General features: G+C 59.2%; 18 protein-coding genes and 1 pseudogene. 5 read left to right on the forward strand and 14 right to left on the reverse strand.

Going from position 1 to position 22,272, the window contains the following annotated elements:
• Positions 1–31: 31 nt before the first annotated feature.
• The 3 genes from A9975_RS16955 to A9975_RS16965 all read right to left on the reverse strand — a co-directional run bounded on the left by A9975_RS16955 (position 32) and on the right by A9975_RS16965 (position 4,652).
• Positions 32–1,690, reverse strand: a complete 1,659-nt coding sequence (locus tag A9975_RS16955) for a GMC family oxidoreductase (protein ID WP_255503271.1) — start codon at positions 1,688–1,690, stop codon at positions 32–34.
• A gap of 321 nt (positions 1,691–2,011) precedes the next feature.
• Entirely contained in the window at positions 2,012–3,688 is a 1,677-nt protein-coding gene (locus A9975_RS16960) for an FAD-dependent oxidoreductase (protein WP_183033843.1), read from the reverse strand.
• A 121-nt stretch (positions 3,689–3,809) separates the two neighbouring features.
• Complete coding sequence (locus tag A9975_RS16965) at positions 3,810–4,652, reverse strand: phytanoyl-CoA dioxygenase family protein (RefSeq protein ID WP_183033844.1); 843 nt, start codon at positions 4,650–4,652, stop codon at positions 3,810–3,812.
• A 588-nt stretch (positions 4,653–5,240) separates the two neighbouring features.
• On the opposite strand from A9975_RS16965, the gene A9975_RS16970 reads away from it, so the two are divergent.
• On the forward strand, positions 5,241–6,041 hold the full coding sequence (locus tag A9975_RS16970; RefSeq protein WP_174428659.1) for an enoyl-CoA hydratase/isomerase family protein: 801 nt from the start codon (positions 5,241–5,243) through the stop codon (positions 6,039–6,041).
• A 46-nt stretch (positions 6,042–6,087) separates the two neighbouring features.
• Here the strand turns inward: A9975_RS16970 and A9975_RS16975 are convergent, their stop codons facing one another.
• The 3 genes from A9975_RS16975 to A9975_RS16985 form a co-directional block, all read right to left on the reverse strand.
• The gene (locus A9975_RS16975) at positions 6,088–6,849 is read right to left on the reverse strand and encodes an SDR family NAD(P)-dependent oxidoreductase (RefSeq protein WP_174428658.1); all 762 of its coding nucleotides are present in this window, start codon (positions 6,847–6,849) and stop codon (positions 6,088–6,090) included.
• Positions 6,849–7,628 (reverse strand): SDR family oxidoreductase, encoded by a 780-nt coding sequence (locus A9975_RS16980; protein ID WP_174428657.1) that lies wholly within the window; start codon positions 7,626–7,628, stop codon positions 6,849–6,851. The genes A9975_RS16975 and A9975_RS16980 overlap by 1 nt, the downstream gene beginning before the upstream one ends.
• Positions 7,629–8,473: 845 nt before the next feature.
• Positions 8,474–9,454: a tripartite tricarboxylate transporter substrate binding protein gene (locus A9975_RS16985; protein WP_174428656.1), complete on the reverse strand. Its 981-nt coding sequence runs from the start codon at positions 9,452–9,454 to the stop codon at positions 8,474–8,476.
• A gap of 353 nt (positions 9,455–9,807) precedes the next feature.
• Here A9975_RS16985 and A9975_RS16990 point away from each other — a divergent pair, with 353 nt between their 5' ends.
• From A9975_RS16990 to A9975_RS17005, 4 genes and pseudogenes are all read left to right on the forward strand, one after another.
• Positions 9,808–11,070: a CaiB/BaiF CoA-transferase family protein gene (locus A9975_RS16990; RefSeq protein WP_174428655.1), complete on the forward strand. Its 1,263-nt coding sequence runs from the start codon at positions 9,808–9,810 to the stop codon at positions 11,068–11,070.
• 83 nt (positions 11,071–11,153) lie between these two features.
• Positions 11,154–11,744 (forward strand): NADPH-dependent FMN reductase, encoded by a 591-nt coding sequence (locus A9975_RS16995; protein WP_217447036.1) that lies wholly within the window; start codon positions 11,154–11,156, stop codon positions 11,742–11,744.
• Positions 11,745–11,877: 133 nt separating this feature from the next.
• Positions 11,878–12,588: a glutathione S-transferase family protein gene (locus A9975_RS17000; RefSeq protein ID WP_183033845.1), complete on the forward strand. Its 711-nt coding sequence runs from the start codon at positions 11,878–11,880 to the stop codon at positions 12,586–12,588.
• Between the two features lie 597 nt (positions 12,589–13,185).
• A pseudogene (locus A9975_RS17005) lies at positions 13,186–13,290 on the forward strand (IS5/IS1182 family transposase); the annotation flags it as partial.
• 61 nt (positions 13,291–13,351) lie between these two features.
• Here the strand turns inward: A9975_RS17005 and A9975_RS17010 are convergent.
• The 8 genes from A9975_RS17010 to A9975_RS17045 form a co-directional block, all read right to left on the reverse strand.
• On the reverse strand, positions 13,352–14,146 hold the full coding sequence (locus tag A9975_RS17010; RefSeq protein ID WP_174428653.1) for a crotonase/enoyl-CoA hydratase family protein: 795 nt from the start codon (positions 14,144–14,146) through the stop codon (positions 13,352–13,354).
• Between the two features lie 200 nt (positions 14,147–14,346).
• Positions 14,347–14,751, reverse strand: a complete 405-nt coding sequence (locus A9975_RS17015) for a nuclear transport factor 2 family protein (protein WP_174428652.1) — start codon at positions 14,749–14,751, stop codon at positions 14,347–14,349.
• A 45-nt stretch (positions 14,752–14,796) separates the two neighbouring features.
• Complete coding sequence (locus tag A9975_RS17020; RefSeq protein WP_174428651.1) at positions 14,797–15,474, reverse strand: cysteine hydrolase; 678 nt, start codon at positions 15,472–15,474, stop codon at positions 14,797–14,799.
• Between the two features lie 99 nt (positions 15,475–15,573).
• On the reverse strand, positions 15,574–17,007 hold the full coding sequence (locus A9975_RS17025; protein ID WP_174428650.1) for an aldehyde dehydrogenase family protein: 1,434 nt from the start codon (positions 17,005–17,007) through the stop codon (positions 15,574–15,576).
• A 67-nt stretch (positions 17,008–17,074) separates the two neighbouring features.
• Positions 17,075–18,775, reverse strand: a complete 1,701-nt coding sequence (locus A9975_RS17030) for an FAD-dependent oxidoreductase (protein ID WP_183033846.1) — start codon at positions 18,773–18,775, stop codon at positions 17,075–17,077.
• Between the two features lie 121 nt (positions 18,776–18,896).
• The gene (locus tag A9975_RS17035; protein ID WP_183033844.1) at positions 18,897–19,739 is read right to left on the reverse strand and encodes a phytanoyl-CoA dioxygenase family protein; all 843 of its coding nucleotides are present in this window, start codon (positions 19,737–19,739) and stop codon (positions 18,897–18,899) included.
• A gap of 630 nt (positions 19,740–20,369) precedes the next feature.
• Positions 20,370–21,170 (reverse strand): IclR family transcriptional regulator, encoded by an 801-nt coding sequence (locus tag A9975_RS17040; protein WP_174424069.1) that lies wholly within the window; start codon positions 21,168–21,170, stop codon positions 20,370–20,372.
• Positions 21,171–21,280: 110 nt separating this feature from the next.
• Positions 21,281–22,189, reverse strand: coding sequence for a LysR family transcriptional regulator (locus tag A9975_RS17045; RefSeq protein ID WP_174424070.1), 909 nt, complete (start codon positions 22,187–22,189; stop codon positions 21,281–21,283).
• Between the last annotated feature and the right edge of the window lie 83 nt (positions 22,190–22,272).

Consider the following 22,272-nt stretch of genomic DNA (forward strand, 5'->3'; position numbering starts at 1 on the left):
AACGATTGTCGCTGATGGCTTCACACGCTACTCACAAGCTCATTTCCTCACATTCCATCAATATCCGAGAATCCATCTTTATCATATCTGCGGCCTTTTCAGCGATCATGATGGTTGGCGCATTTGTGTTGCCGGAAGGAATCGTCGGCATGATCGACGCATCAACCACCCGCAAACCTGAGGTGCCGCGAACCCGAAGCCGCTCATCGACGACAGACATGGTGTCGCCGCCCATCTTGCATGTTCCGACCGGATGAAAGGCCGTTCCACAACTCAACTTGAGGGCGGCAAAAATTTCGTCGTCGCTCCGTGCGTCCGGCCCAGGCAGGAGTTCTTCCGGCTCCGTGTGGGCAAGTGCCTCGGATGCAAATAGTTTCCGGATAAGCCTGACCGAGTCGATCGCCACGCGCTGGTCATCTTCGTGCTTGAGATAGTTGTGCAAGATCTCTGGAGCTTCAAGTGGGTCTCCGCTTCGCACGTGCACATGTCCGCGGCTCTCGGGATTAAGATTGTAAATACCCCCCGAAACTCCCGGAAAGCGGTTCAGTATCTTCTCCGGCATTTTCATACTCATCGGGGCGATAAGAAACTGGACGTTTGGCTTGACTCGCCCCGCGTCACTGCGCGTAAACCCTCCCAGGGTTGGCGCGCCCATCACGAGTGGGCCCGAACGGCGTAACAGGTACTGAAGACCCATCAATGCACGGCGTGGCAGGCTGTGAAATTGCTCGTTCAGCGTCGAGACATTTCGCATTCTGTAGGAAAAGCGCAGGCTGAGGTGGTCTTGAAGATTGGCGCCTACCCCGGGCAACTCGTGGCGTACCGGAATTCCTCTCAACTGCAACATAGCAGCAGGGCCGACGCCACTCAACTGCAATAGCTGGGGAGAGCCAATGCTTCCCAGCGAGAGCAAGACCTCCCGTCGCGTACTCACAGTCTGTACGACCCCGTCCCGGATAAACTCAACTCCGACGGCACGCTTCCCATTGAATCGCAACCGGGTGGCCGTTGCGCCTGTCAGTACATGGAGGTTGCTCCGGGAAAGTGCCGGCCGAAGAAAGGCCGCCGCGGCCGAGCACCGACGGCCTCGATGCTGAGTGACTTGCATCACGCCGCATCCTTCGTTGTCGCCACGATTGAAGTCGCTGGTTTGCGGGATGCCCAGTGAAGCTGCACCCTGGACCAGGTCGTCGAAGATGTCCCAGTGTGTGCGCAGATCTTCGACATACAACTCCCCCTCCCCACCATGGTAACGGTCGCTGCCTCGGCTTTGTCGCTCGGACTTCTTGAAGTAGGGCAGTACGTCCTGCCATCCCCAGCCACTGTTGCCGAGCCGCTTCCACCGCTCATAGTCTTCCGCGTGACCGCGAATGTAGACCATGCCATTGATAGATGAGCTGCCTCCCAGGACTTTTCCCTTGCTCAATGGAAGCCGCCGCCCGTCCAGCATCGGTTCCGGGGCACCCGAGTAGCACCAATCGAAGCGAGGATGGCCGAAGAGATAGAAGGTTCCTGCTGGTATATGAATCCAGCGCCAATCGTCTTTCTGTCCCGCTTCCAGCAGCAGCACGGATATCGATGGATCTTCGCTCAGTCGGTTCGCGAGGACACAACCCGCGGATCCGGCCCCAACGATCACATAGTCGAACGTTCCCAAACTATCGGCGTCCACAAGCGCTCCCATGTTCATGCAGCTCTTGTAGGGAGACAAGGGGCACTCGAGCCCCAATCGTTCTCCTGCGTTCGGGGTAGGAAACGCGCGGAGTGGGCGGAGTGGCGCGGGGCATCGCTCCCGTTTCCATCGTTGCCTCGTCATTTGCCACGAACCGACCGACACCGTCCCTGGAGGCGATGGGCCGCGCGTTGCCGATGCCCCGTGTAGCGGCCTCGCTAGTACTTGTCACGCAATGTCTCCCTTGTTTCGGCGCATTCCTTCGATTGCATGACTACCGTCACGCGCGGCGCTCTCAATCAATCCCCAGTGGGGCGTTGCCCCTGCACTGCCCGGAATTTACGCTCCCTCGACTGACGCTTCGATCTCCCACCCAGCGACGGTTCGCATGAGCGCGTGGGGATCGATGTCGATGGCATCACCACGCCACGCGACATGGCCATCCGGGCGCACCAGCACAAAGCGCCGCTCATACAACACATGCGCCGCGCGATCAGGCACCACCTGGATCTCGAACGGCATCTTCAACTCCGCCGCCGCCGCCTGCACGCCCGCCAATGCTGTCTCGCCTGCGGGCGCAGCACCGTCGCCCAGGCACAGCATCACGAACGCCTTGCCAAACAGATCCAGGATCGATCTCCCGTCACCCAGCCCGATGTGCGGCGCCCGATGGCCCGGCCGCGCGCAGGGTACATACTCCGACAGGTCATCGGGTGGGGCCGCAGTCCCATCGCTCCAGATAAGCGGCGAGCCTTCGTACCGGTAGCCAAGATGCACACCCAGCGTTTCCCACTCCTGGCGGGTCCCGTCCAGCATGTCCCGCCTGAGCATGGCCCGCGCGGCCTCTCCGCGCGAGCCTTCCTCCTCCACATGCGCATAGGACAGCTTTGGCCGCGTCAGCGAGAAGTTCACCGCCGCCGCGTCCACATTCCTTTGCCCCACAGGTCGGCGCTCGCTCTCGTAAGCCGACAGCAACTGTTCTGCACCCCAGCCTTCGAGCACCGCTTGCAGCTTCCAGCCAAGGTCGACGGCATCCCCGAGCCCGGTGTTCATGCCGTAGCCACCATTGGGCGCATTCACATGACTCGCATCGCCAGCCAGGAACACACGCCCCTTGCCATAGCGGTTCGCCAGCAGCCGGCTCCTTCGCCATGGCAGCACCGCGTCGATGTGGTAAGGAATGTCTTTACTGCCCAGGCAGCGCTGGAGCCAGTAGTGGGCGTCAAAGTCCTTCGCCTCCACCCGTTGCTGGCCGCCAATCACCGTCAGCCGCCAGATATCCTTCGCGTCGACCACCGTCAGGTTGCCCCAGGTTCCCTCTTCTCCAACCAGCCAGTAACGCGAGCCGGGCCCCATGCGGTGGTGTTTGATCAGGTCCGGTGCCGTGAAGTAGATCCCCACCGAGTAGCTGAGCACCGCATCCCCCTCCAGCTCGATGCCCAAGCCCTGGCGCACCGTGCTGCCCGAACCGTCACAGCCCACCATATACTCGGCCGTGATCGTCTCAATCTGGCCGCTCTCCAGATCCTCGACTTGCGCGCGCACACCCGAGCCGTCCTGCTCGAACCCCCGCAGCTTCGTGCGATAGCGCTGCACGATCTCCGGGCGCGCCGCCGCGGCCTTGGCCAGGATCGGGTCGAACCACAGTTGAGGACAGCGTTGCTTGTGCTCCGGGCTCACATCATGGGTCGTGCGCTCCTGCGCAATGCTCGGATACTCCAGCGTCCCGATGTGCTGGCCATTCAGACTCGTGCAGAACACTTGATTCAACGGGTAGTCCCGCGGAAAGCCACAATTGTGCACGGCTTCAGCAACACCCCAGCGCCGACAGTGCTCCATCGAACGCACCGAGACGTGGCCCATCTTCGAATACCGCACCACGCCGTCGCCCTGGTCAACGAGGATGCTGTGGATATTGCGGTAGGCAAGTTCCAGCGCCAGCCCCAATCCAACCGGGCCGGCACCAACGATCAGGACTGGCGCTTGACTGGCGCGCTCGGTACCCAGCTTGTTCATTGATGTTCCTGACATAATCGGCGCTTGCCTTCGCAGGCAACCCCCAACAACAACGCCTCGCGGCGCCCCGCCTGCTCGGCGAGGACACCCCGGCTACACACTCTGGCGCTTCGCGCCCCGCTCAGCCCTTCGCGCCCACGCGCGGCCACAGCGACGGGAAGTCGGCGTGGCCGTCAATCCGGTCTCCGTCGCGCAGCCCCTCACCGATCACGTAGGAAGTCCACTTGCGGTCCGCATAGCGAACATCGTCACCCGCCATGCGGATCGAATACCCGCGCCGGCGCACCGTCGAGGAGCTGTTGCCCAGCGCCCCATGAATCGTCAACGCGTGATGGATCGTCACGTCGCCCGGCTCCATCTCGTAGCACACCGTCGGAAATTCCTCGGGATTCCCGTCGATGTCCGGCAGCGGGCCATCGAACGCATCCGACTCACGATCGCTGCCCGTGGCAAAGGCCTTAGGCCGGAACATCTTGTTCCAGGCGTGAGATCCTTTGACGAAGCTCATCGCGCCAGTCTCCCGGCGCACAGGATCCAGACCCACCCAAACCGAAAGAATCTGATCCCCGGTCAGCCGGAAGTACGTGCCATCCTGATGCCAGGGCGTCGGTGCGTCCGTCCCCGGCTCCTTGACCAGCAGGTGGTCGTTGTAAAGCCGCACGCCCTGGCTGCCGCTCAGCCTCGCCGCCACCTCCGCAATCGGCGAATCCTGGATGAACTGCATGAAGCCATCATGCGTCCTCCATAGCGACTGTTCATTGTGAAAGCGCCCTGCCTTGCCCGCCTCCGCCGCAATATTGCGCGCGTTCGGGCTGCGGTCCGCATGCTCCAGCGCCACTTCCACCCCGCGCCGCAAATGCTCGATCCACTCCGCATCCAGAAGCCCTCGCAAGCACACCACCCCGTCCTTGCGGTAGGTCTCGATATCGGCTTCCGTCAACGCGCTTTGAGGATGTTGGTTCATCGCTTTGTCTCCTTACTGATTTGTCTCTCGGTGCTTTCGTTACATTTCAAATAGCCCGCCGAACGGCGCCGGGCTAGCCATATGGTTTTTCTTGAGCCGCTTCCTGAGCGAGAGATAGATACCTCTTCGAATGCGTTTGGTGGACGTACCCTGGTCATCGATCTCCCTATCGGCATGACAGACGTGCCAACTCGCCGCGTTGCGACAACGCCCCGCAGCCAGATTTCCACGATGGACCCGTGTGCACTCACACCATCGATTCTAATTATGTATTACGTAATTGTGTTATGTAAATAGTAATTTTGAGAGATTGGCTTGTCAACCGGCAACAGCGTTAGCGGGGTCAAAACTCGAGGGATCTAAGGGTATGTACCAATGGAGGCGACCACCAGACCCTCAGACATATGCTCAATCCCGAACTTCAAGCGGAAACATCACGCCGGCCTCGCGCCCACTTACAGCAACGCGCGAACCACGTCCGAGGGTACGGATTGACCAGATTGACGCACAACCCGTCATCATATTACCATATTCATAACGTGATTACGTATTACGTAATCAACAAATCATCTTTTGAAGGCTGGCCTGATGCTACCTGCTCCCACAGTTCCCGATTGCCACGTCCAATACGAAGTAAAGGACCATGTGGCCTATGTGACGATCAATCGCCCGGAAAGACGCAACGCACTTGGAACCCGGGCATCGAGCGAGCTTGTCGACGCATTTTCACGCGCCGCTCTCGATCCGAGTGTCTGGGTCATCGCCTTGACTGGCGCTGGAGAGTTGGCGTTCTGTGCCGGCGCCGACTTAAAGGAGCTTGATGAAGCAGCGCGGGCCGGGATTCCTATGGCGCTGCCAATGACCGGACCTAATCGCAATGTGTTTGAGGTGGTGCTCGAAACACCCAAGCCAACGATCGCAGTAATCAACGGTGTGGCATTGGGAGCCGGGTGCGAGTTGGCGCTCGCATGTGATTTGCGCGTGGCTATCGAAGATGCCAGCATTGGCCTGCCTGAAGCGCGGCGTGGCATGGGTGCGAACTTCGGCTCCGTCCTCCTTCCGCGCTTGGTACCCCGTAGTGTCGCGCTCGAAATGCTCTATACAGGACGTTCTCTGACCGCTGAAGAGGCCTACAAGGTCGGTTTGGTCAGCCGCGTGCTCCCCCGCGCTGCGTTTACCGACGGTGTTGCATCTTTCGTTGGAGAGATTGCAGGAAACGCCCCAATCACCCTGCAACGCTACAAGCATATGGCGCTCAAAGGGTGGGAACTTCCAGTTCACTCCGCCCTGCGGCTAGACGTTGGCCCGAATCCCTATTTCAGCAAAGACCGGATCGAAGGCGTGCGCGCCTTTGTTGAAAAGCGATCACCGCGCTGGCGGGGAGAATAGGCCTGAACGTAAGCGGTCTTTAAGGCAGTCTTTAAGGCAGCGCCGGCTACCAGGCCAGCGTGCCGCCGTCCACCCTGATGTCCGTACCGTTCACAAACGAACTTTCGGCCGACGCAAGGAACAATGCGACGGCTGCGACTTCTTCCGGCGTGCCAAATCTGCCACCCATGATGCGCTGCGTCATGGCCGCCGCCCATTCTGGATCCTCGGCGCGCGCTAGCACTGCCGGAGTTCCGATCACGCCCGGCGAAATGGAGTTTGCCCGGATCCTCGCTTCACGCCCCTCCATTGCCAGATGCCGGGTCAAGCCGATCACTCCGGCCTTGGCGGCAGAATGGGCAATGCCGGGTAATGCCGGAAGTCCGATCCAGCCCGATATCGATCCCATATTGATGACGTTTCCCCCACTCACGCGGAGAGAAGGCCAGGCGGCCTTGCACAAAAGATAGACATTGTGCAGTTCGTGGTCGATTGTCTTGTACCAATGCTCGTCAGAGTGATCGGTCATCCAGCCATAATGCGGCTTGCTGGCATTGTTGAAGAGGACGTCGATTCGCCCGAATTCCACCAACGCAAATTCGATCAGTCGAGTGCAATCGATGGCACTCGAAAGATCGCATGGCTCCAGAGAGACCATGGTGCCGCCGGTTGAACGGACGCGCGTAGCCGTTGACCGAGCGGATTCGGGAACCAGGTCGCACCCAACAACCAGCGCGCCTTCACGCGCGAATGCAAGGGCACTGGCCGCGCCGATGGCACCGCCGGTACCGGTGATAACGCATACCTTGTCTTCGAGTCGACGCGCCATCACGCGGCTCCCGCCCACCCACCATCGACCGGCAGGATCGTCGCGGAAACGTAAGCACCCGCGCGCGAGCACAGGAAGCGGATCACGCCTGCAACGTCATCAGGCTGGCCGTATCGGCCAAGCGGCACGCTATCGGAGATGGCCTTTACTTGCGCTTCAGTGAAATCTTGTGTGAGGCGCGAAGGGAATACACCCGGCGCAATTGCGTTCACCGTGATTCGCTCGCGCGCCAACCGCCCGGCAAGCGAGCGGGTCAGATGGTGAAGGCCAGCCTTGCTCGCCTGATAGGCATAAGATTCGAATCGCGGAATTCGCAACCCGTGCCCCGACCCAATATTGACGATGCGTGCCGGATCGCATGAGGTTCCACCTTTGCGTAGCAGCGGCAGGAATGTCTGCACCATGAAGAACGCTGCCTTCAAGTTTAGACTCACCGAATAGTCCCAAGACTCCTCAGAAAAGTCGTCAATTGGTTCGACTTTATGTATGCCCGCATTGTTCAGCAAGATGTTGAGGCAAGACTCCCTGCGGGCAAAGGCAGATGCAACGGCCTTAATACCGGCGAGAGTTGACAGGTCGCCCGGGAGTGGCTGGCATTCACCGAACCCCGCTAGCTCGGCGGCAATGCGCGCACAGTCATCCGGGTTACGGGCGACAAGATAGACTTTGGCACCGCCCTTGACGAGGCTCTCCGCCATCATCTGGCCTATACCGCTTGTCCCGCCCGAAACCAGCGCGACCTTGCCGTTCACAGAAAATAGCTCGTTGTCGCTTGTCATTGCTACTTCACTCCTGTTTTTTGGTCTGGATCTAATCCCGTTCCCAGTAAGGCGCTGTCGTCATATCGATGTTCAACAGGTTCTGCAGCAGCAAACCAAAAGGGTCGGCGGCAGCGCCGGGGGCGGTCCGAACTAATTGGGGCAGTCAGTAACTACTCAAAACCGGTGACCACTGTCGAAGTCAACCGCAGGCGATCGCTCGGCTCAACGTTATCGAGCAAAAAGTCCTATCACGTCGACCGCCCAGCCAAGATCAGAGATCGAGGCCAGCCCTATCGCTTTCTGCATAACTCCCTCCGTCAAGTTCGCTGCTAACCTCGAGCGAGTACTCCCCAAATCTCATCGAGCGCGAATGCGCGCACAGACTGGTTTGGTTCCCCCGTCAGATTCATATTACTGTATTCGTAAGTGCATTACCTATATAGTAATTACAGAGTGAGATCATTCCACTCCGTACAAACCACTAGGCCCGTGCTTTTATGAGTGGGATCGAGCCCGCGCGAGGATATGCAAAGTGGATTCGTACAATGGCATCTCGCTTTCAAGCGCAGCAAGATCAAGTCCGGCCGTGATGGCTCGCTAGCCGAACTGCGAATCACCGTGGCGTGCCCTGTCCGGCGTGGTACTCGGCGTTTCCGCGTAGTCGGCCATATGGCGCTGACGAACTGCCCCGCGATTAAGGTCCCTGTACGCATACTCACCACCCACAGGGAGGGGCAAACGCCTATCGGGCACATGTAGGCCGGCAAGGACTGCAACAGGGAACGGCTGCTGACATGTCAGTAAGTACCGTGCCCATGCCCCTTGGTCGACCAGCGCACCGTTAGACGGTAGGGATGACGACGCTATTCGGCTTTGATATGCGCATCATTAATAATCTTTCTGAAGACTTCCGTACGAGCGGCGATCGTTTCCGCGGCCGCCTGCGGCGTCCCTCCCACCATCGTAGCGCCCCCCCTCGCAAAGCCTTCAATAACTTGGGGATCGCGAATGATTTCGTTAATCTCGCGGTTCAACCGCGCAACGATGCGGGGCGGCACCCCCGGAGGCATTTGTAGCGCGAACCACGCATTGATGTCAGCGCCCGGAACAATAGTCTCGTTCAGGGTAGGTACCTGCGGGTAACCAGGAAGATGTCTTTTACCCGACGCAACGATCGGCACAATTTGACCGCTCTTCACATACTCGCCGAAGGTCGCCATGCTTTCCACAGCCAACGGAACTTGCCCACCAAGCACGTCCGTCATCATGGGCGCCCCGCCTTTGTAGATCACTGGCTGTAGCTTCGCCCCTGTCGCCAGGTTGATCAGACTGACGATCAACTCACCAGTGCCTCCTTTGTTGGGCAATGCAACGAAGGCTTGACCCGGATTCTGTCTGGCCCACGCCACCAACTCCTGCGGCGAGCGGAACCGGCGGCCCGAGGCATTAGCCGCGAGCACCATGTTGATGTCGGCAACAAGGATGAGTTGCGTGAAATCCTTGAGGGGATCGTAGCGTGTTCTGTTGATAAGCGGATTCAGGTTGAAAGTCGTAGTGGTGAAGAACAGCGCATGCCCATCGGGCGGTTGCTGCATCACATACTCCGCTGCAATTGCCGATCCGGCGCCAGGCCTGTACTCGATCACTACTGGCTGCCCGAGCCGCTGCCCAAGCCGGTCCATGATTAGCCTCGCCAACACATCCGACGCCCCGCCTGGTGCCGCTGGATGGACCCACTTGATGGGGCGCGTCGGCTTCCACTCCGGCTCGCCCGCCGCAATGCACGGCAGACTGAGTCCCATTGCAACCGAAGCGCCCGCAATCAACACATTTCTTCTGCGCATATCCTTGTCTCCTTCTATTTGTAACTGCAATTTCCAGCCTGGCCGACTACGAACAGGCAGCTCGGCCGCTGCGCAGAGTGCGGCATCCCGGCACCCCGGAGCTTCTGTTGATGCCTCGCCGCACCTGAGAGAAAGCTCACCTCACTTGGAACTAAGCGCCCGCCCTCTCCCCCGCGGCCAGTGTTCCAACCACACTGCAGATCCGGCATTGCTGCGCGCATGCTGGTGTGCCGCAGAGTAGCCACAGCCTTTTACAGCACACGCCAAAATAACGGATTGCATAATTCGATTTCTCATACAATAATTCCGAAGACAACCTGCGTCAACCACCCCCCCTTTAGAAACGACTCAGCATGACGATTGACTCTGTCACCCAACTGAATGGGCCGCTTGCCGGATTCCGAATCCTTGACCTCACCACGGTCATCATGGGTCCCTATGGGACCCGCATCCTCGCCGACATGGGTGCAGATGTAATCAAGATCGAATCGCCGGAAGGGGACAGCTTCCGCGCCTACGGCCCCGCAAGGCATCCAGGGATGGGAGGCTCCATCCTCAACCTGCACCGCAACAAGCGCAGCCTGAAGCTTGACTTGAAGGATCCACTGGCTCGAGACGCGTTCGACAAGCTCATCGCCTCCTCTGACGTGCTCATCCACAATCTTCGCCCCAACCCGGCAAGGCGACTCGGCCTCGACTGGGCCTCCATCTCGAAAGTCGCGCCAAACCTTGTCCTTTGTGCCGCACGCGGGTTCAGTTGCGAGGGCCCCTACGGCGACAAGCCCGCCTACGATGATCTGCTTCAGGCTGGTTCCGGCTTTGCGGCGCTCGGCACAGCTATCCACGGCGAACCAAGGTATGCGCCGACAGCGTGGTGCGACAAGATCGCTGGCCAGGCCATCGCTTATGCCGTGCTCGGTGCTCTTTTGCACCGCGTGCGCGGCGGCGGTGGCCAGGAAGTCGAGGTCCCGATGTTCGAAGTGTCGGTTGACTTTATGCTGGCCGAGCACTTTGGCGCCGGCGCATTCGAGCCGCCCATGGGACCGTCTGGCTTTGCGCGCCAGTTGTCGGCACGGCGGCGGCCCTACCGCACCAAAGACGGTTGGGCATGCATCCTTCCGTACTCCGACAAGAACTGGAAGGACTTCTTCGCCTTCATTGGTCGAAGTGAACTATGTACCGTGGAACGCTTCGCAACGATCTCGAATCGGGTCACTCATATCGATGAGCTTTACACCCTGATTGAAGAGCACTCAGACCGGTTCTTAACCAAGGAATGGGTGGACTACTGTGACGAGGTGGGCATTCCTTGCATGCCTGTACTTGGCCTGGATGAACTCAGGAACGACCCGCATTTCGTCGCCACAGGGATGTTTGAAGTCGTTGAACACCCCTCGGAGGGGTCTTATCATCATATTCGACCAGCGATTCGATATTCTGCAACGCCATGCGGACTGAATCGCTTCGCCCCGCGAAGTGGCGAGCACACCCGCGAAATACTGGATAGTCTTGGACTGCCGCAAACGCAAGTGGACCGGCTGGTGACGGCGGCCACTGCAGACCAAGCCACACCGGATCCCAAGCCGGAAACTTCAGCAAAAGCGAGCGCGAAATAGATGGCCTGCGGTCGCTCCGGGTGGCCGCTGTCACCCCTGCCCCCCTCCGCATTCCATAATTTAAATAGCAGTCGTGCCGGACCATGGCTCTGGCACTTTCCCGAACGGAAAACATAAAGCTATCCAATATGCTCAATATTGTTGGAATATCTGGCAGTCTTCGCCAAAATTCGTTAAATGCAATGGCACTTCGCGCGGTCCAACGGTTGGCGCCGACCGGGATGCGAATCCATATCGCAGATATTCGAGGAATTCCTCTCTATGACGACGACATCTATCGTGCCGGATGCCCCGATCAAGTGACTGAACTCAAGGATCAGTTGCGATGCGCGGATGCAGTTCTACTTGCCAGCCCAGAATACAATTTCTCCATTCCGGGTGTACTAAAGAATACCCTAGACTGGATCTCTCGACCTCCTGATCCTGTTTTGTCACGTAAGCCCGTCGCGATCATCGGCGCCAGTACCGGACGACTTGGAACCGCGCGCGCCCAATACCACCTGCGACAAGTCCTCCAATGCATGAATTGCGTGACCGTCTCAAGGCCAGAGGTATTCATAGGAGAAGCTGACAAGAAATTTAATGAGCAAGGTCAGTTGAAGGACAAGGAAACCGAGTTGCAGATCGCTGACCTTCTGGCCGCCCTCCGGAACCTATGCGCCAACCGCAATTGATTCGGAACTGATGGCGTTTCCGAGATGCCGAGCCGCACGCACGCGATCACGTCAAGGCTTCCGCTCACGTCGAAAGTGCGATCTCCATTTGCTGAATTGCTGCTCTCTTTGACCCGAAAGACTGCCAATCACGATGCTCACGATCTCGCCAGAAAGCTTTGCGGTGACCGAAGAATGGCCACCAGCAGACCCCAAATGCATCCAGCTCTATTCTTACCCGACTTCAAACAGAGCGAAGGCCTCCATCATGCTGGAGGAGACGGGGCTCCCCTACGAGTCACACTTCGTCAATCTCGCCGCAAAGGAGCAGTTGTCTCCCGAGTTCCGCTCCATAAATCCATACCAGAAAATCCCCGCGATCCTCGACCCTAATGGGCCTGACGGGAAGCCAATCACGGTATTCGAGTCGGCGGCGATCCTCCTCTACTTGGCTGAGAAGAGCGGGAAGTTAATGCCAAGCGCTGTCAATGAAAAAATCGAAGCTGTTCAATGGCTGATACTTCAAGCGAGCGGCATCTCTCCAACGTTCGCGCAGCTTGTCTACTTTGTAAACGGAGCGGGCAAAGACATCGACGATGCCAGGCCGCGCGAGCGCTACATCTCGGAAACGCAGCGTCTCCTCGCGGTGCTGAATCAGCGGCTCTACGGACGACGCTGGACGATGGGTGAGGAATACACAATCGTAGATATCGCGGTGCTTTCCTCTGTACGCCTTATCGCCGCTAACCAAGGCCTGAAAGACACCGTGGGTATGGAGAACTATGCGAACGTGACTGGCGCACTCAGCGCATTCCTTGACCGCCCGGCAGTTCGTAAAGGTTTGGTAGTTCCAGCCGCCGCTTGACCGCTCCGCCGACGAATCAAGTTCTTCAGGCTGTTGTCGTCGACGCTGTAAGCCTCCGGTCAGTACCGTCTAGATGTTGAAGCATAGATAAGCACAATAGGTCCTCATCTATCAATGCAAGCTGCTCAGGAGAATGGCTGTTGCCATTGTGGCCAGCCGCTTCATCGCGCCGACTATCCGCGCAAACCGCGAGGATGCCCGCCGGCGGCACATCCGGACTGCTGCGCGCGCCTGAGCCTTTGCTGCGCCGATTGCCGCAAACGCACGACACCGGCATCGGTGCGGTTCCTGGGCCGGCGGGTCTACCTGGCCATCATCCTGGTGCTGCGATCGAGCCGTACCCACGGCTCCAGCTTCGAGGCACTGCCGAATGTCAGTTGGATCACCCTCAAGCGCTGGCGACTCTGGTGGGCCGATACCTTCCCGGCAACTCCCGTCGGCCGGTGGCTGCAAGGGCCTCTGCCGCCGAGGTGGCGATCCGCCTCGGCGTGCTGAACCGCATGGCAGCGCTCGCTCGCCCTCAGTCCGTCCGCATCGCATGAACTCAAGACCACACGAGCCCCTTTTCCTTCAAACTCGATTTACGCAACAACGCCACGAGCAGCGGTCAATCCGTCGTCGGTACGCTGTGGGGGCGGGCGAAAAACGGGTCCGAACCCCACGGATCGCGCGCGACCAGGTTCGAAGCACCACATGCCGGTGTCTCGTGCGCCCTGGTGGCACCGGCCCGTAGTTACTTAGTCTTGATTTTTCAAACAGACTCTCAGGTGGAAAACCGGGGAGATCTTTTCTCGATAAACGCATTGACGGCTTCGTGATGATCCGTCGTCATATGGGCATGCGCCTGGAAACTTGCAGAGAGCTCCAGGAGCGAGCCCAGCGAACTACGCTCGCCCTCCCGCAGCAGTCGCTTCGTCATGCGTAAAGCGCCCCCGGGATTTGCAGCAATCTTTCGCGCAAGTGCTTTCGCCTCATCCATCAGTGTGTGGTGAGGAACAAGACGTGAGACCAAGCCACATTCCAGTGCTTCCTCAGCACTAAGCGCCTCCCCGGTGAAGGCCATTTCCGCGGCCTTGGACCTGCCCACCGTGCGCGGTAGCAGCCATGCTCCCCCGTCCCCAGGGACAATGCCAACCTTGACGAAGCTCTCTGCAAAGATAGCCTTATCTGATGCGATTCTGATATCGCACATCGTTGCAAGATCAAGGCCGGCACCGATAGCAGGCCCGTTGATCGCTGCGATGATGGGCACGTCGAGCTCATATAGTGCCTTCGGAAGACGCTGAATGCCTCGACGATACTCCTCTCGGATGGCATCGGGCGACAGGTTCTCTTGCTGGTACCGAAGCATATCTTTTACATTCCCGCCAGAGCTGAAGACGGTCCCCTCTGCCGTGAGTATCACCACACGCACGCTCGGATCCATCGAAGCGTCATTGCAGGCCTGCAGGAGTTCCTCAACCGCAGTGTTTCCCGTGAGCGCATTTCGCGTTTCAGGCTGACTCATCGTAAGCACCATGATGTTGCCGTCGCGCTCAACTCTCAGAAATTTTTCCATGATCTTCTCGATAACCTACAAGGAATGCGAAGAAACTTGTCGGGTGCTTGCGCCAGTGATTATCAAAGCGCGGGCCCACGCGATAGCGGGAAGGCACTCTACCGGTCGCCCCGATTATTGATTACTTGACCTCCGTGTTCGGATTGACCCGGCGACTGCACAGACGCACATGATGCACAGGCAACCCCTGGGAGCCTTCTCTAGCGCAATTGAAGCGTCCGCTTGCTGAAGCGCCACTCGGTGCCAACCTTGACGAGCTCGTCACGATAGCTGCCGCTTGCTAGCACTAGCGGCGCGGCAGTATCACGCTTCACGCCGGCGACGATCAAATCGCACGTACCGGTAGCGATGCCGCCGTCCCCGTCCAATCGGAGCGCGTCATTCCAGTGCCGTTGGTGAGCGACCGGATGGGTCGCGAGCTTTTCCGTCCGCTCCAGAACAAAGCCTTCGAGCTGCGTGGTGCCGCGGTAGCCACGCATCGGGTGTTCGAAGACACCATTCTCGACGAAAGTGCGAGCCCAGGCAGCAGCATCACCACCATCGATCGCCCGGTTGTAGGCTGCGTAGAGAGCTATGATTTCAAGCTTGTCGCATGGAGCAAGCATGGCATCTCCTCTTCAAATAGATAAGGCGCAATATCAATAATCCACTCAAGCGGCATCCAATCGCCCAACAAGCTCAGCGACTGTCATAACGGTGGCCTGGCGTGGAAATATCGTGGATATGAGAAACTCGTGGACTTGCTCATCCGGATCGGCGCAGGCGTCCGAGAGTACTATGACGCGGTAGTCCAGATCATGTGCTTCCCGCACGGCGGTAAGAACTACTCCACTTGAGTGAACTCCGGTCAGCACTAGCGTCTCCACACCTGCGAGCTTGAGTTGGGCATCGAGATTAGTAGTGGAAAACGCCCCGACACGAGTTTTTCGAACCACGATGTCGGCAGACTGGGGGGCGATGGATGCATGGACCGCGGTCTGCGAAGAGTCAGCGCGCATGTTGGGGCCAGCCGCCTTTATGCGGGCACCCATTGCACTATGCGACGGGAAGGCGCCGTAGTCCGCATCTTCGAACGCCACGCGCACGTAACCGACTTTGCCCCCCATCTTCCGCACTGCTGTGATTGCGCGGCCGACGTTGGCCAGCACAGAGCCAGGATCGCTAAGGAATCCGAGGATCGACGCCTGCCAATCCATAGCAAGGATGGCCGTTTTGCGTGGGTCGAATTCTGCTACTTCTGACATACGAACTCTCTGATCATCTGAAAAACTGATTTGTCGTATCGGCCCGAGAACAGAAATGCTATTGCGCCGCTGCATCACTTCCATAGCGCTGCAGAACGCAATCCTGCAAGCACTGCGCCTGCAGGTAGCCGTTCATTTCGGGCCAGGTGCCGCCGGACCGCACAAAACGCCTTGATTTCTACTTCAGGCCCGTACGTAAGATGTCTTGATTGATGTGTAGAAATCAATCGCGTAACGCCCTTGCTCGCGTGCGCCGTAGCTTGAACCCTTTCGCCCACCGAAGGCGACGTGATACTCAGATCCGGTTGTGGTCAAGTTGACCGCTACGGTGCCCGCCTTCGAATGGCGACGGAAGTGCGTAGACCGTGACAGGGACTGGGTGCAAATGCCCGAAGACAGCCCGAACTCTGTGTCGTTCGCCACGTGCAGAGCTTCGTCGTAATCGCTTACCTTAATCACGCTAGCAACGGGGCCAAACACCTCTTCGCGATTGATGCGCATAGCGTTGTTCGTGTTCAGGACCAGCGCTGGCGCCATATAGAAGCCCGGAGCATCGCGCTCCAACCGCTGACCGCCAACAACCTCACCCCCGTCGCTGCCTGCAATTTCTACGTAGCGCAGGTTCTGCTCGAGTTGACGCTCATCAACCACCGGACCGATTTCGGTACCTGGCTTCAATGCATTGTCAATCTTCAGATCGGCCATGCGCTTCGTCATTCTCTCGACGAAGGCGTCGTGAATTCCGCGTGTCACCACAAGCCGACTTGAAGCGGTGCACCTTTGGCCGGTCCAGAAGAATGCGCCATCGATGGCGCAATCAACAGCGATGTCCAGGTCGGCGTCATCCAGAATGATCAGCGGATTCTTTCCACCCATTTCGGTCTGGACTTTTTTCCCGGTCTGGACCGCTTGAATTGCTATCTGCCGGCCCGTTTGAACCGATCCAGTAAAGCTGACGGCTTGGATGTCGGGCGACTCCAGCAATGCAGCACCGACCTCGCGTCCGCTGCCCATCACCAGATTGAGCACGCCCTTTGGCAAACCTGCCTCACTGAGGATACGAGTCAGTTCCCACGCGCTAGCCGGCACCAATTCTGCCGGCTTCAGCACCACGCAGTTTCCATATGCCAACGCGGGCGCAATTTTCCATGCAGGAATTGCAATTGGCACATTCCAAGGGGTAATCATGCCAATTACGCCCAACGGTTCGCGCGTGACATAGACTTCACCACCGACACGCGTAGACGGGTAAATTTCCCCCCCCGTTCGCACAACTTCGCCGGCAAAGAATGAAAAAATCTGGGCAGCGCGAATGACCTCACCTACGGCCTCCACGAGCGGCCGGCCTTGCTCCCGCGCCAGCAACTCCCCGAGTCGTTTGCTATCGTTGCGCAGCGCTTCCGATGCACGCAACAGAATATCGGCGCGCTGCTGCACCGGAAATGCTGCCCAGCCCGGAAAGGCAGCGTTTGCCGCGGCAATAGCGTGACGCACGTGGTCGCCGCCTGCTGAAGCGAACTCGCCGATAATGTCATTCGTATTCGACGGATTGATGTTGGCTCGCGTACCCTGCGCAGCCACCCATTCTCCATCAATGAAATTGTCATAGCGCTTCATATTTTCTCCGATGAATTCTGACGGTGTCAGCGGCGCTGACTTTGAACTTGGCATTTGCTTGAGTTGGCTACTTGCTCAGAGCGAGGTTGTGGTCTGCCGGCTCCAGAAGCGTTTGAGCATCCCACCCAGCGACGGTTCGCATGAGCGCGTGGGGATCGATGTCGATGGCATCACCACGCCACGCGACATGGCCATCCGGGCGCACCAGCACAAAGCGCCGCTCATACAACACATGCGCCGCGCGATCAGGCACCACCTGGATCTCGAACGGCATCTTCAACTCCGCCGCCGCCGCCTGCACGCCCGCCAATGCTGTCTCGCCTGCGGGCGCAGCACCGTCGCCCAGGCACAGCATCACGAACGCCTTGCCAAACAGATCCAGGATCGATCTCCCGTCACCCAGCCCGATGTGCGGCGCCCGATGGCCCGGCCGCGCGCAGGGTACATACTCCGACAGGTCATCGGGTGGGGCCGCAGTCCCATCGCTCCAGATAAGCGGCGAGCCTTCGTACCGGTAGCCAAGATGCACACCCAGCGTTTCCCACTCCTGGCGGGTCCCGTCCAGCATGTCCCGCCTGAGCATGGCCCGCGCGGCCTCTCCGCGCGAGCCTTCCTCCTCCACATGCGCATAGGACAGCTTTGGCCGCGTCAGCGAGAAGTTCACCGCCGCCGCGTCCACATTCCTTTGCCCCACAGGTCGGCGCTCGCTCTCGTAAGCCGACAGCAACTGTTCTGCACCCCAGCCTTCGAGCACCGCTTGCAGCTTCCAGCCAAGGTCGACGGCATCCCCGAGCCCGGTGTTCATGCCGTAGCCACCATTGGGCGCATTCACATGACTCGCATCGCCAGCCAGGAACACACGCCCCTTGCCATAGCGGTTCGCCAGCAGCCGGCTCCTTCGCCATGGCAGCACCGCGTCGATGTGGTAAGGAATGTCTTTACTGCCCAGGCAGCGCTGGAGCCAGTAGTGGGCGTCAAAGTCCTTCGCCTCCACCCGTTGCTGGCCGCCAATCACCGTCAGCCGCCAGATATCCTTCGCGTCGACCACCGTCAGGTTGCCCCAGGTTCCCTCTTCTCCAACCAGCCAGTAACGCGAGCCGGGCCCCATGCGGTGGTGTTTGATCAGGTCCGGTGCCGTGAAGTAGATCCCCACCGAGTAGCTGAGCACCGCATCCCCCTCCAGCTCGATGCCCAAGCCCTGGCGCACCGTGCTGCCCGAACCGTCACAGCCCACCATATACTCGGCCGTGATCGTCTCAATCTGGCCGCTCTCCAGATCCTCGACTTGCGCGCGCACACCCGAGCCGTCCTGCTCGAACCCCCGCAGCTTCGTGCGATAGCGCTGCACGATCTCCGGGCGCGCCGCCGCGGCCTTGGCCAGGATCGGGTCGAACCACAGTTGAGGACAGCGTTGCTTGTGCTCCGGGCTCACATCATGGGTCGTGCGCTCCTGCGCAATGCTCGGATACTCCAGCGTCCCGATGTGCTGGCCATTCAGACTCGTGCAGAACACTTGATTCAACGGGTAGTCCCGCGGAAAGCCACAATTGTGCACGGCTTCAGCAACACCCCAGCGCCGACAGTGCTCCATCGAACGCACCGAGACGTGGCCCATCTTCGAATACCGCACCACGCCGTCGCCCTGGTCAACGAGGATGCTGTGGATATTGCGGTAGGCAAGTTCCAGCGCCAGCCCCAATCCAACCGGGCCGGCACCAACGATCAGGACTGGCGCTTGACTGGCGCGCTCGGTACCCAGCTTGTTCATTGATGTTCCTGACATAATCGGCGCTTGCCTTCGCAGGCAACCCCCAACAACAACGCCTCGCGGCGCCCCGCCTGCTCGGCGAGGACACCCCGGCTACACACTCTGGCGCTTCGCGCCCCGCTCAGCCCTTCGCGCCCACGCGCGGCCACAGCGACGGGAAGTCGGCGTGGCCGTCAATCCGGTCTCCGTCGCGCAGCCCCTCACCGATCACGTAGGAAGTCCACTTGCGGTCCGCATAGCGAACATCGTCACCCGCCATGCGGATCGAATACCCGCGCCGGCGCACCGTCGAGGAGCTGTTGCCCAGCGCCCCATGAATCGTCAACGCGTGATGGATCGTCACGTCGCCCGGCTCCATCTCGTAGCACACCGTCGGAAATTCCTCGGGATTCCCGTCGATGTCCGGCAGCGGGCCATCGAACGCATCCGACTCACGATCGCTGCCCGTGGCAAAGGCCTTAGGCCGGAACATCTTGTTCCAGGCGTGAGATCCTTTGACGAAGCTCATCGCGCCAGTCTCCCGGCGCACAGGATCCAGACCCACCCAAACCGAAAGAATCTGATCCCCGGTCAGCCGGAAGTACGTGCCATCCTGATGCCAGGGCGTCGGTGCGTCCGTCCCCGGCTCCTTGACCAGCAGGTGGTCGTTGTAAAGCCGCACGCCCTGGCTGCCGCTCAGCCTCGCCGCCACCTCCGCAATCGGCGAATCCTGGATGAACTGCATGAAGCCATCATGCGTCCTCCATAGCGACTGTTCATTGTGAAAGCGCCCTGCCTTGCCCGCCTCCGCCGCAATATTGCGCGCGTTCGGGCTGCGGTCCGCATGCTCCAGCGCCACTTCCACCCCGCGCCGCAAATGCTCGATCCACTCCGCATCCAGAAGCCCTCGCAAGCACACCACCCCGTCCTTGCGGTAGGTCTCGATATCGGCTTCCGTCAACGCGCTTTGAGGATGTTGGTTCATCGCTTTGTCTCCTTACTGATTTGTCTCTTGGTGCTGGCCTGACTGTGCAGCCGAGCAGAACGAGGGTGACTCCACACAATAATTACGTTTTGCATAATTATGTTACGAGTATAGTAATTTTGAGGTTAGCAAGTTGTCAAGCCCGGGGCTCTACGTAGTTGTATCCAATGCTGAATGGCACTGGCCTCGCTGCACATGGCACCACGGAGGGTGGCATCTCCGCTCCTATTGAGGACTCCGAAATTCACGACAACGCTTCATGCTTGTCGTTCCCGCGAAAGCGGGAACACAGTGGCTTTAAAAACGCCGAATTCCCGCCCACGTGCCCTTTGGATGCGTATTCGCGGGCATGACGGTGGTTGTTCCTGTTCTGTCGCGAACTTGGGAACCCTGAATAGTTAGCCCATATGCACAGGACAGATGAACTTGACAGAGTTCGCCGCCAAGAAATTGGCGCTCGCACCTCGCAGTCCCCCACCTGGCGGCAGTCCCTTTGCCAGATGCATGCACGTGGCACGGATTTCGATCTGCGATCGGGATGTGACCTGCGCCTTGTTGCGCCTTGGTCGAGCCTTTTCTCGTCGCTCCGTTGCCTAGACGGAAGGCGCTATAGCATGCCGCGCATAGGCTTCATATGTGCCCTAGCTTACGCGAGATCACGGCGGCGGAAGCCGACACACCGCGGGCGACTGGGCCCGACCAGGAGGAATCGAATCCCGAAGAAGATCCAACTGCGCACAACACTGCAGCCAGGTCTCCGGAAGCGGCAAAGACCGGCGCGGCAAGAGAATGCACATCGGGCTCACGGAGTCCGATGGACCGCGCCAAGCCGCGTTCTCGGATCTTCGCAAAAATCTGCTCAGCCTCAAGCAAGTTCGCCGGACATCCCGGAATCCGTGACGAACTCAAGATCGCTAGCTCCGTCTCCAGTGTTGCGGACACCTTGGCTCGCGGAAGCCATGCGGCAAATGTTTCCCCGATCGCCGACCCAACAAGTGACAAGATGGTCCCTTCCGCTACGGCAAATGTGAACGGGCCACGCGCCGACTCCGCCAGTGCAATTGTCGGCCCTTGCTCGCACCAGAGGGCCAGCGCCACGGTACATCCCATGTCTTTGCAGATCGACGGCATGAGAGGCCGTGCCACAAAAACCGCATCCATCACCGCTCGGGCGGCAAATCCGAGCCTGAGCGCTGTGGATCCGAGCCGGTAGCGATTGGATGCCTTGTCTTTCTCTACATACCCTTGGCGGCACAAACTGACGAGATAACGGTGGGCCTTCGACGGATGAATGTCCGCACGCAGAGCAAGGGTCTTTAGCATTGGCAAGGCTTCGCAATCGAGGAACGCGGAGAGTAGCCGTAAGGCCGTCTCCCCAGTCAGGACGCCTCGCTTGTCATCGTCCTGCGGAAAGATGGGATCGATGTCCATCCTGGCATCCGAATCGAGAATCTTCCCGTAATTATGCTTTACGTAACCTACTTACGCAATACGCAACCACAAAATGATCCCCGGCGGAGGGCGCACGCCGCCGGGCGCGTTTAGCCAAATGATTGGAGCGCCAGGTCACAGAAGTTACGTACTGCGGCATTCTCGTTGTCGGGCAAATAGGCGAGCGCCAGCCCTACATGTGCTGTCGAAGGAACGACATCAAAGCGCCGGTACACCAATTGATCGCTCGTGTGTCGGGTGACTACCGAAGGCACCAGCGCTACGCCCAGGCCACTCTCAACCAAGGACAGCACCGTTTGAATTTGAATGGCCTCCTGCGCAATGCGGGGCAAGAATCCCCCCTTCTCGCACGTCAGTGTTGCGGCCGTGTACAAGCCAACCGCGTCAGCAGAGCTATACATGATGAAGCTTTCATGCGCCAAATCTGCGACGGACAGGTGCGGCTTATGCACCAGCGGATTGTCAATCGGCAACGCGACAACAAGAGCGTCCCGCTCGAGTTCGATGAGAGCTACTGACGAGGCAAGCAGTAGTGGTGTGCGCACCAGACCGATATCCATCTCCCCATGCCCCACTTCCCGAACGATCCTTGCCGATGTCGCTTCTCGTAGGACAAGCTGTACGTTGGGGAATTTTTCTCGGAAAGGCGACAGTACTCGCTGAAGCGTCCCATAGGTTGACGAGCCTACGAAGCCGATCCTCAAGGTCCCTCGCGCGCCCACAGCAGCGTCTCTTGCAATCTCGAAGAGTTGGTTGGAATCCGAGATGATCTTGCGAGCGTGGGGCAAGAGCAAGTTACCCGTCGGCGTAAGGGAAACGCCTTGCGGGCGGCGCACAAAAAGGGCCGCCCCAAGCTCGGACTCAAGTTTCCGAATCGAAACAGAAAGAGGAGGTTGTGCCATGTGCAATCGGTCCGCCGCCCGGCTGAAGTTGAGCGTCTCCGCCAGCACAACGAAATGCTGGATTCGGCGAAAGTCCAATGAGCGCAAGCGATGCATGAAAACTCCGGTGGTGGATTGTTCGACTAGCTGGAACCCACCCCAATTGCAATGGCGATCGTGCAGGTTGTGACGGGCGTAGG

The sequence above is a fragment of the Cupriavidus sp. UME77 genome, assembly GCF_014170355.1.
GTDB classification, from domain to species: domain Bacteria; phylum Pseudomonadota; class Gammaproteobacteria; order Burkholderiales; family Burkholderiaceae; genus Cupriavidus; species Cupriavidus basilensis.

What these genes read in the sequence shown, in the direction of transcription:
- A9975_RS16955 (WP_255503271.1), bottom strand. Translation starts at nt 1,690, where the DNA reads ATGAACATGGGAGCGCTTGTGGACGCCGATAGTTTGGGAACGTTCGAC.
- A9975_RS16980 (WP_174428657.1), bottom strand. Translation starts at nt 7,628, where the DNA reads ATGACAAGCGACAACGAGCTATTTTCTGTGAACGGCAAGGTCGCGCTG.
- A9975_RS16960 (WP_183033843.1), bottom strand. Translation starts at nt 3,688, where the DNA reads ATGAACAAGCTGGGTACCGAGCGCGCCAGTCAAGCGCCAGTCCTGATC.
- A9975_RS16995 (WP_217447036.1), top strand. Translation starts at nt 11,154, where the DNA reads ATGGCTCTGGCACTTTCCCGAACGGAAAACATAAAGCTATCCAATATG.
- A9975_RS17030 (WP_183033846.1), bottom strand. Translation starts at nt 18,775, where the DNA reads ATGAACAAGCTGGGTACCGAGCGCGCCAGTCAAGCGCCAGTCCTGATC.
- A9975_RS16965 (WP_183033844.1), bottom strand. Translation starts at nt 4,652, where the DNA reads ATGAACCAACATCCTCAAAGCGCGTTGACGGAAGCCGATATCGAGACC.
- A9975_RS16990 (WP_174428655.1), top strand. Translation starts at nt 9,808, where the DNA reads ATGACGATTGACTCTGTCACCCAACTGAATGGGCCGCTTGCCGGATTC.
- A9975_RS17040 (WP_174424069.1), bottom strand. Translation starts at nt 21,170, where the DNA reads ATGGACATCGATCCCATCTTTCCGCAGGACGATGACAAGCGAGGCGTC.
- A9975_RS17025 (WP_174428650.1), bottom strand. Translation starts at nt 17,007, where the DNA reads ATGAAGCGCTATGACAATTTCATTGATGGAGAATGGGTGGCTGCGCAG.
- A9975_RS17010 (WP_174428653.1), bottom strand. Translation starts at nt 14,146, where the DNA reads ATGGAAAAATTTCTGAGAGTTGAGCGCGACGGCAACATCATGGTGCTT.
- A9975_RS17035 (WP_183033844.1), bottom strand. Translation starts at nt 19,739, where the DNA reads ATGAACCAACATCCTCAAAGCGCGTTGACGGAAGCCGATATCGAGACC.
- A9975_RS17020 (WP_174428651.1), bottom strand. Translation starts at nt 15,474, where the DNA reads ATGGAAGTGATGCAGCGGCGCAATAGCATTTCTGTTCTCGGGCCGATA.
- A9975_RS16985 (WP_174428656.1), bottom strand. Translation starts at nt 9,454, where the DNA reads ATGCGCAGAAGAAATGTGTTGATTGCGGGCGCTTCGGTTGCAATGGGA.
- A9975_RS17045 (WP_174424070.1), bottom strand. Translation starts at nt 22,189, where the DNA reads ATGCATCGCTTGCGCTCATTGGACTTTCGCCGAATCCAGCATTTCGTT.
- A9975_RS16970 (WP_174428659.1), top strand. Translation starts at nt 5,241, where the DNA reads ATGCTACCTGCTCCCACAGTTCCCGATTGCCACGTCCAATACGAAGTA.
- A9975_RS17015 (WP_174428652.1), bottom strand. Translation starts at nt 14,751, where the DNA reads ATGCTTGCTCCATGCGACAAGCTTGAAATCATAGCTCTCTACGCAGCC.
- A9975_RS16975 (WP_174428658.1), bottom strand. Translation starts at nt 6,849, where the DNA reads ATGGCGCGTCGACTCGAAGACAAGGTATGCGTTATCACCGGTACCGGC.
- A9975_RS17000 (WP_183033845.1), top strand. Translation starts at nt 11,878, where the DNA reads ATGCTCACGATCTCGCCAGAAAGCTTTGCGGTGACCGAAGAATGGCCA.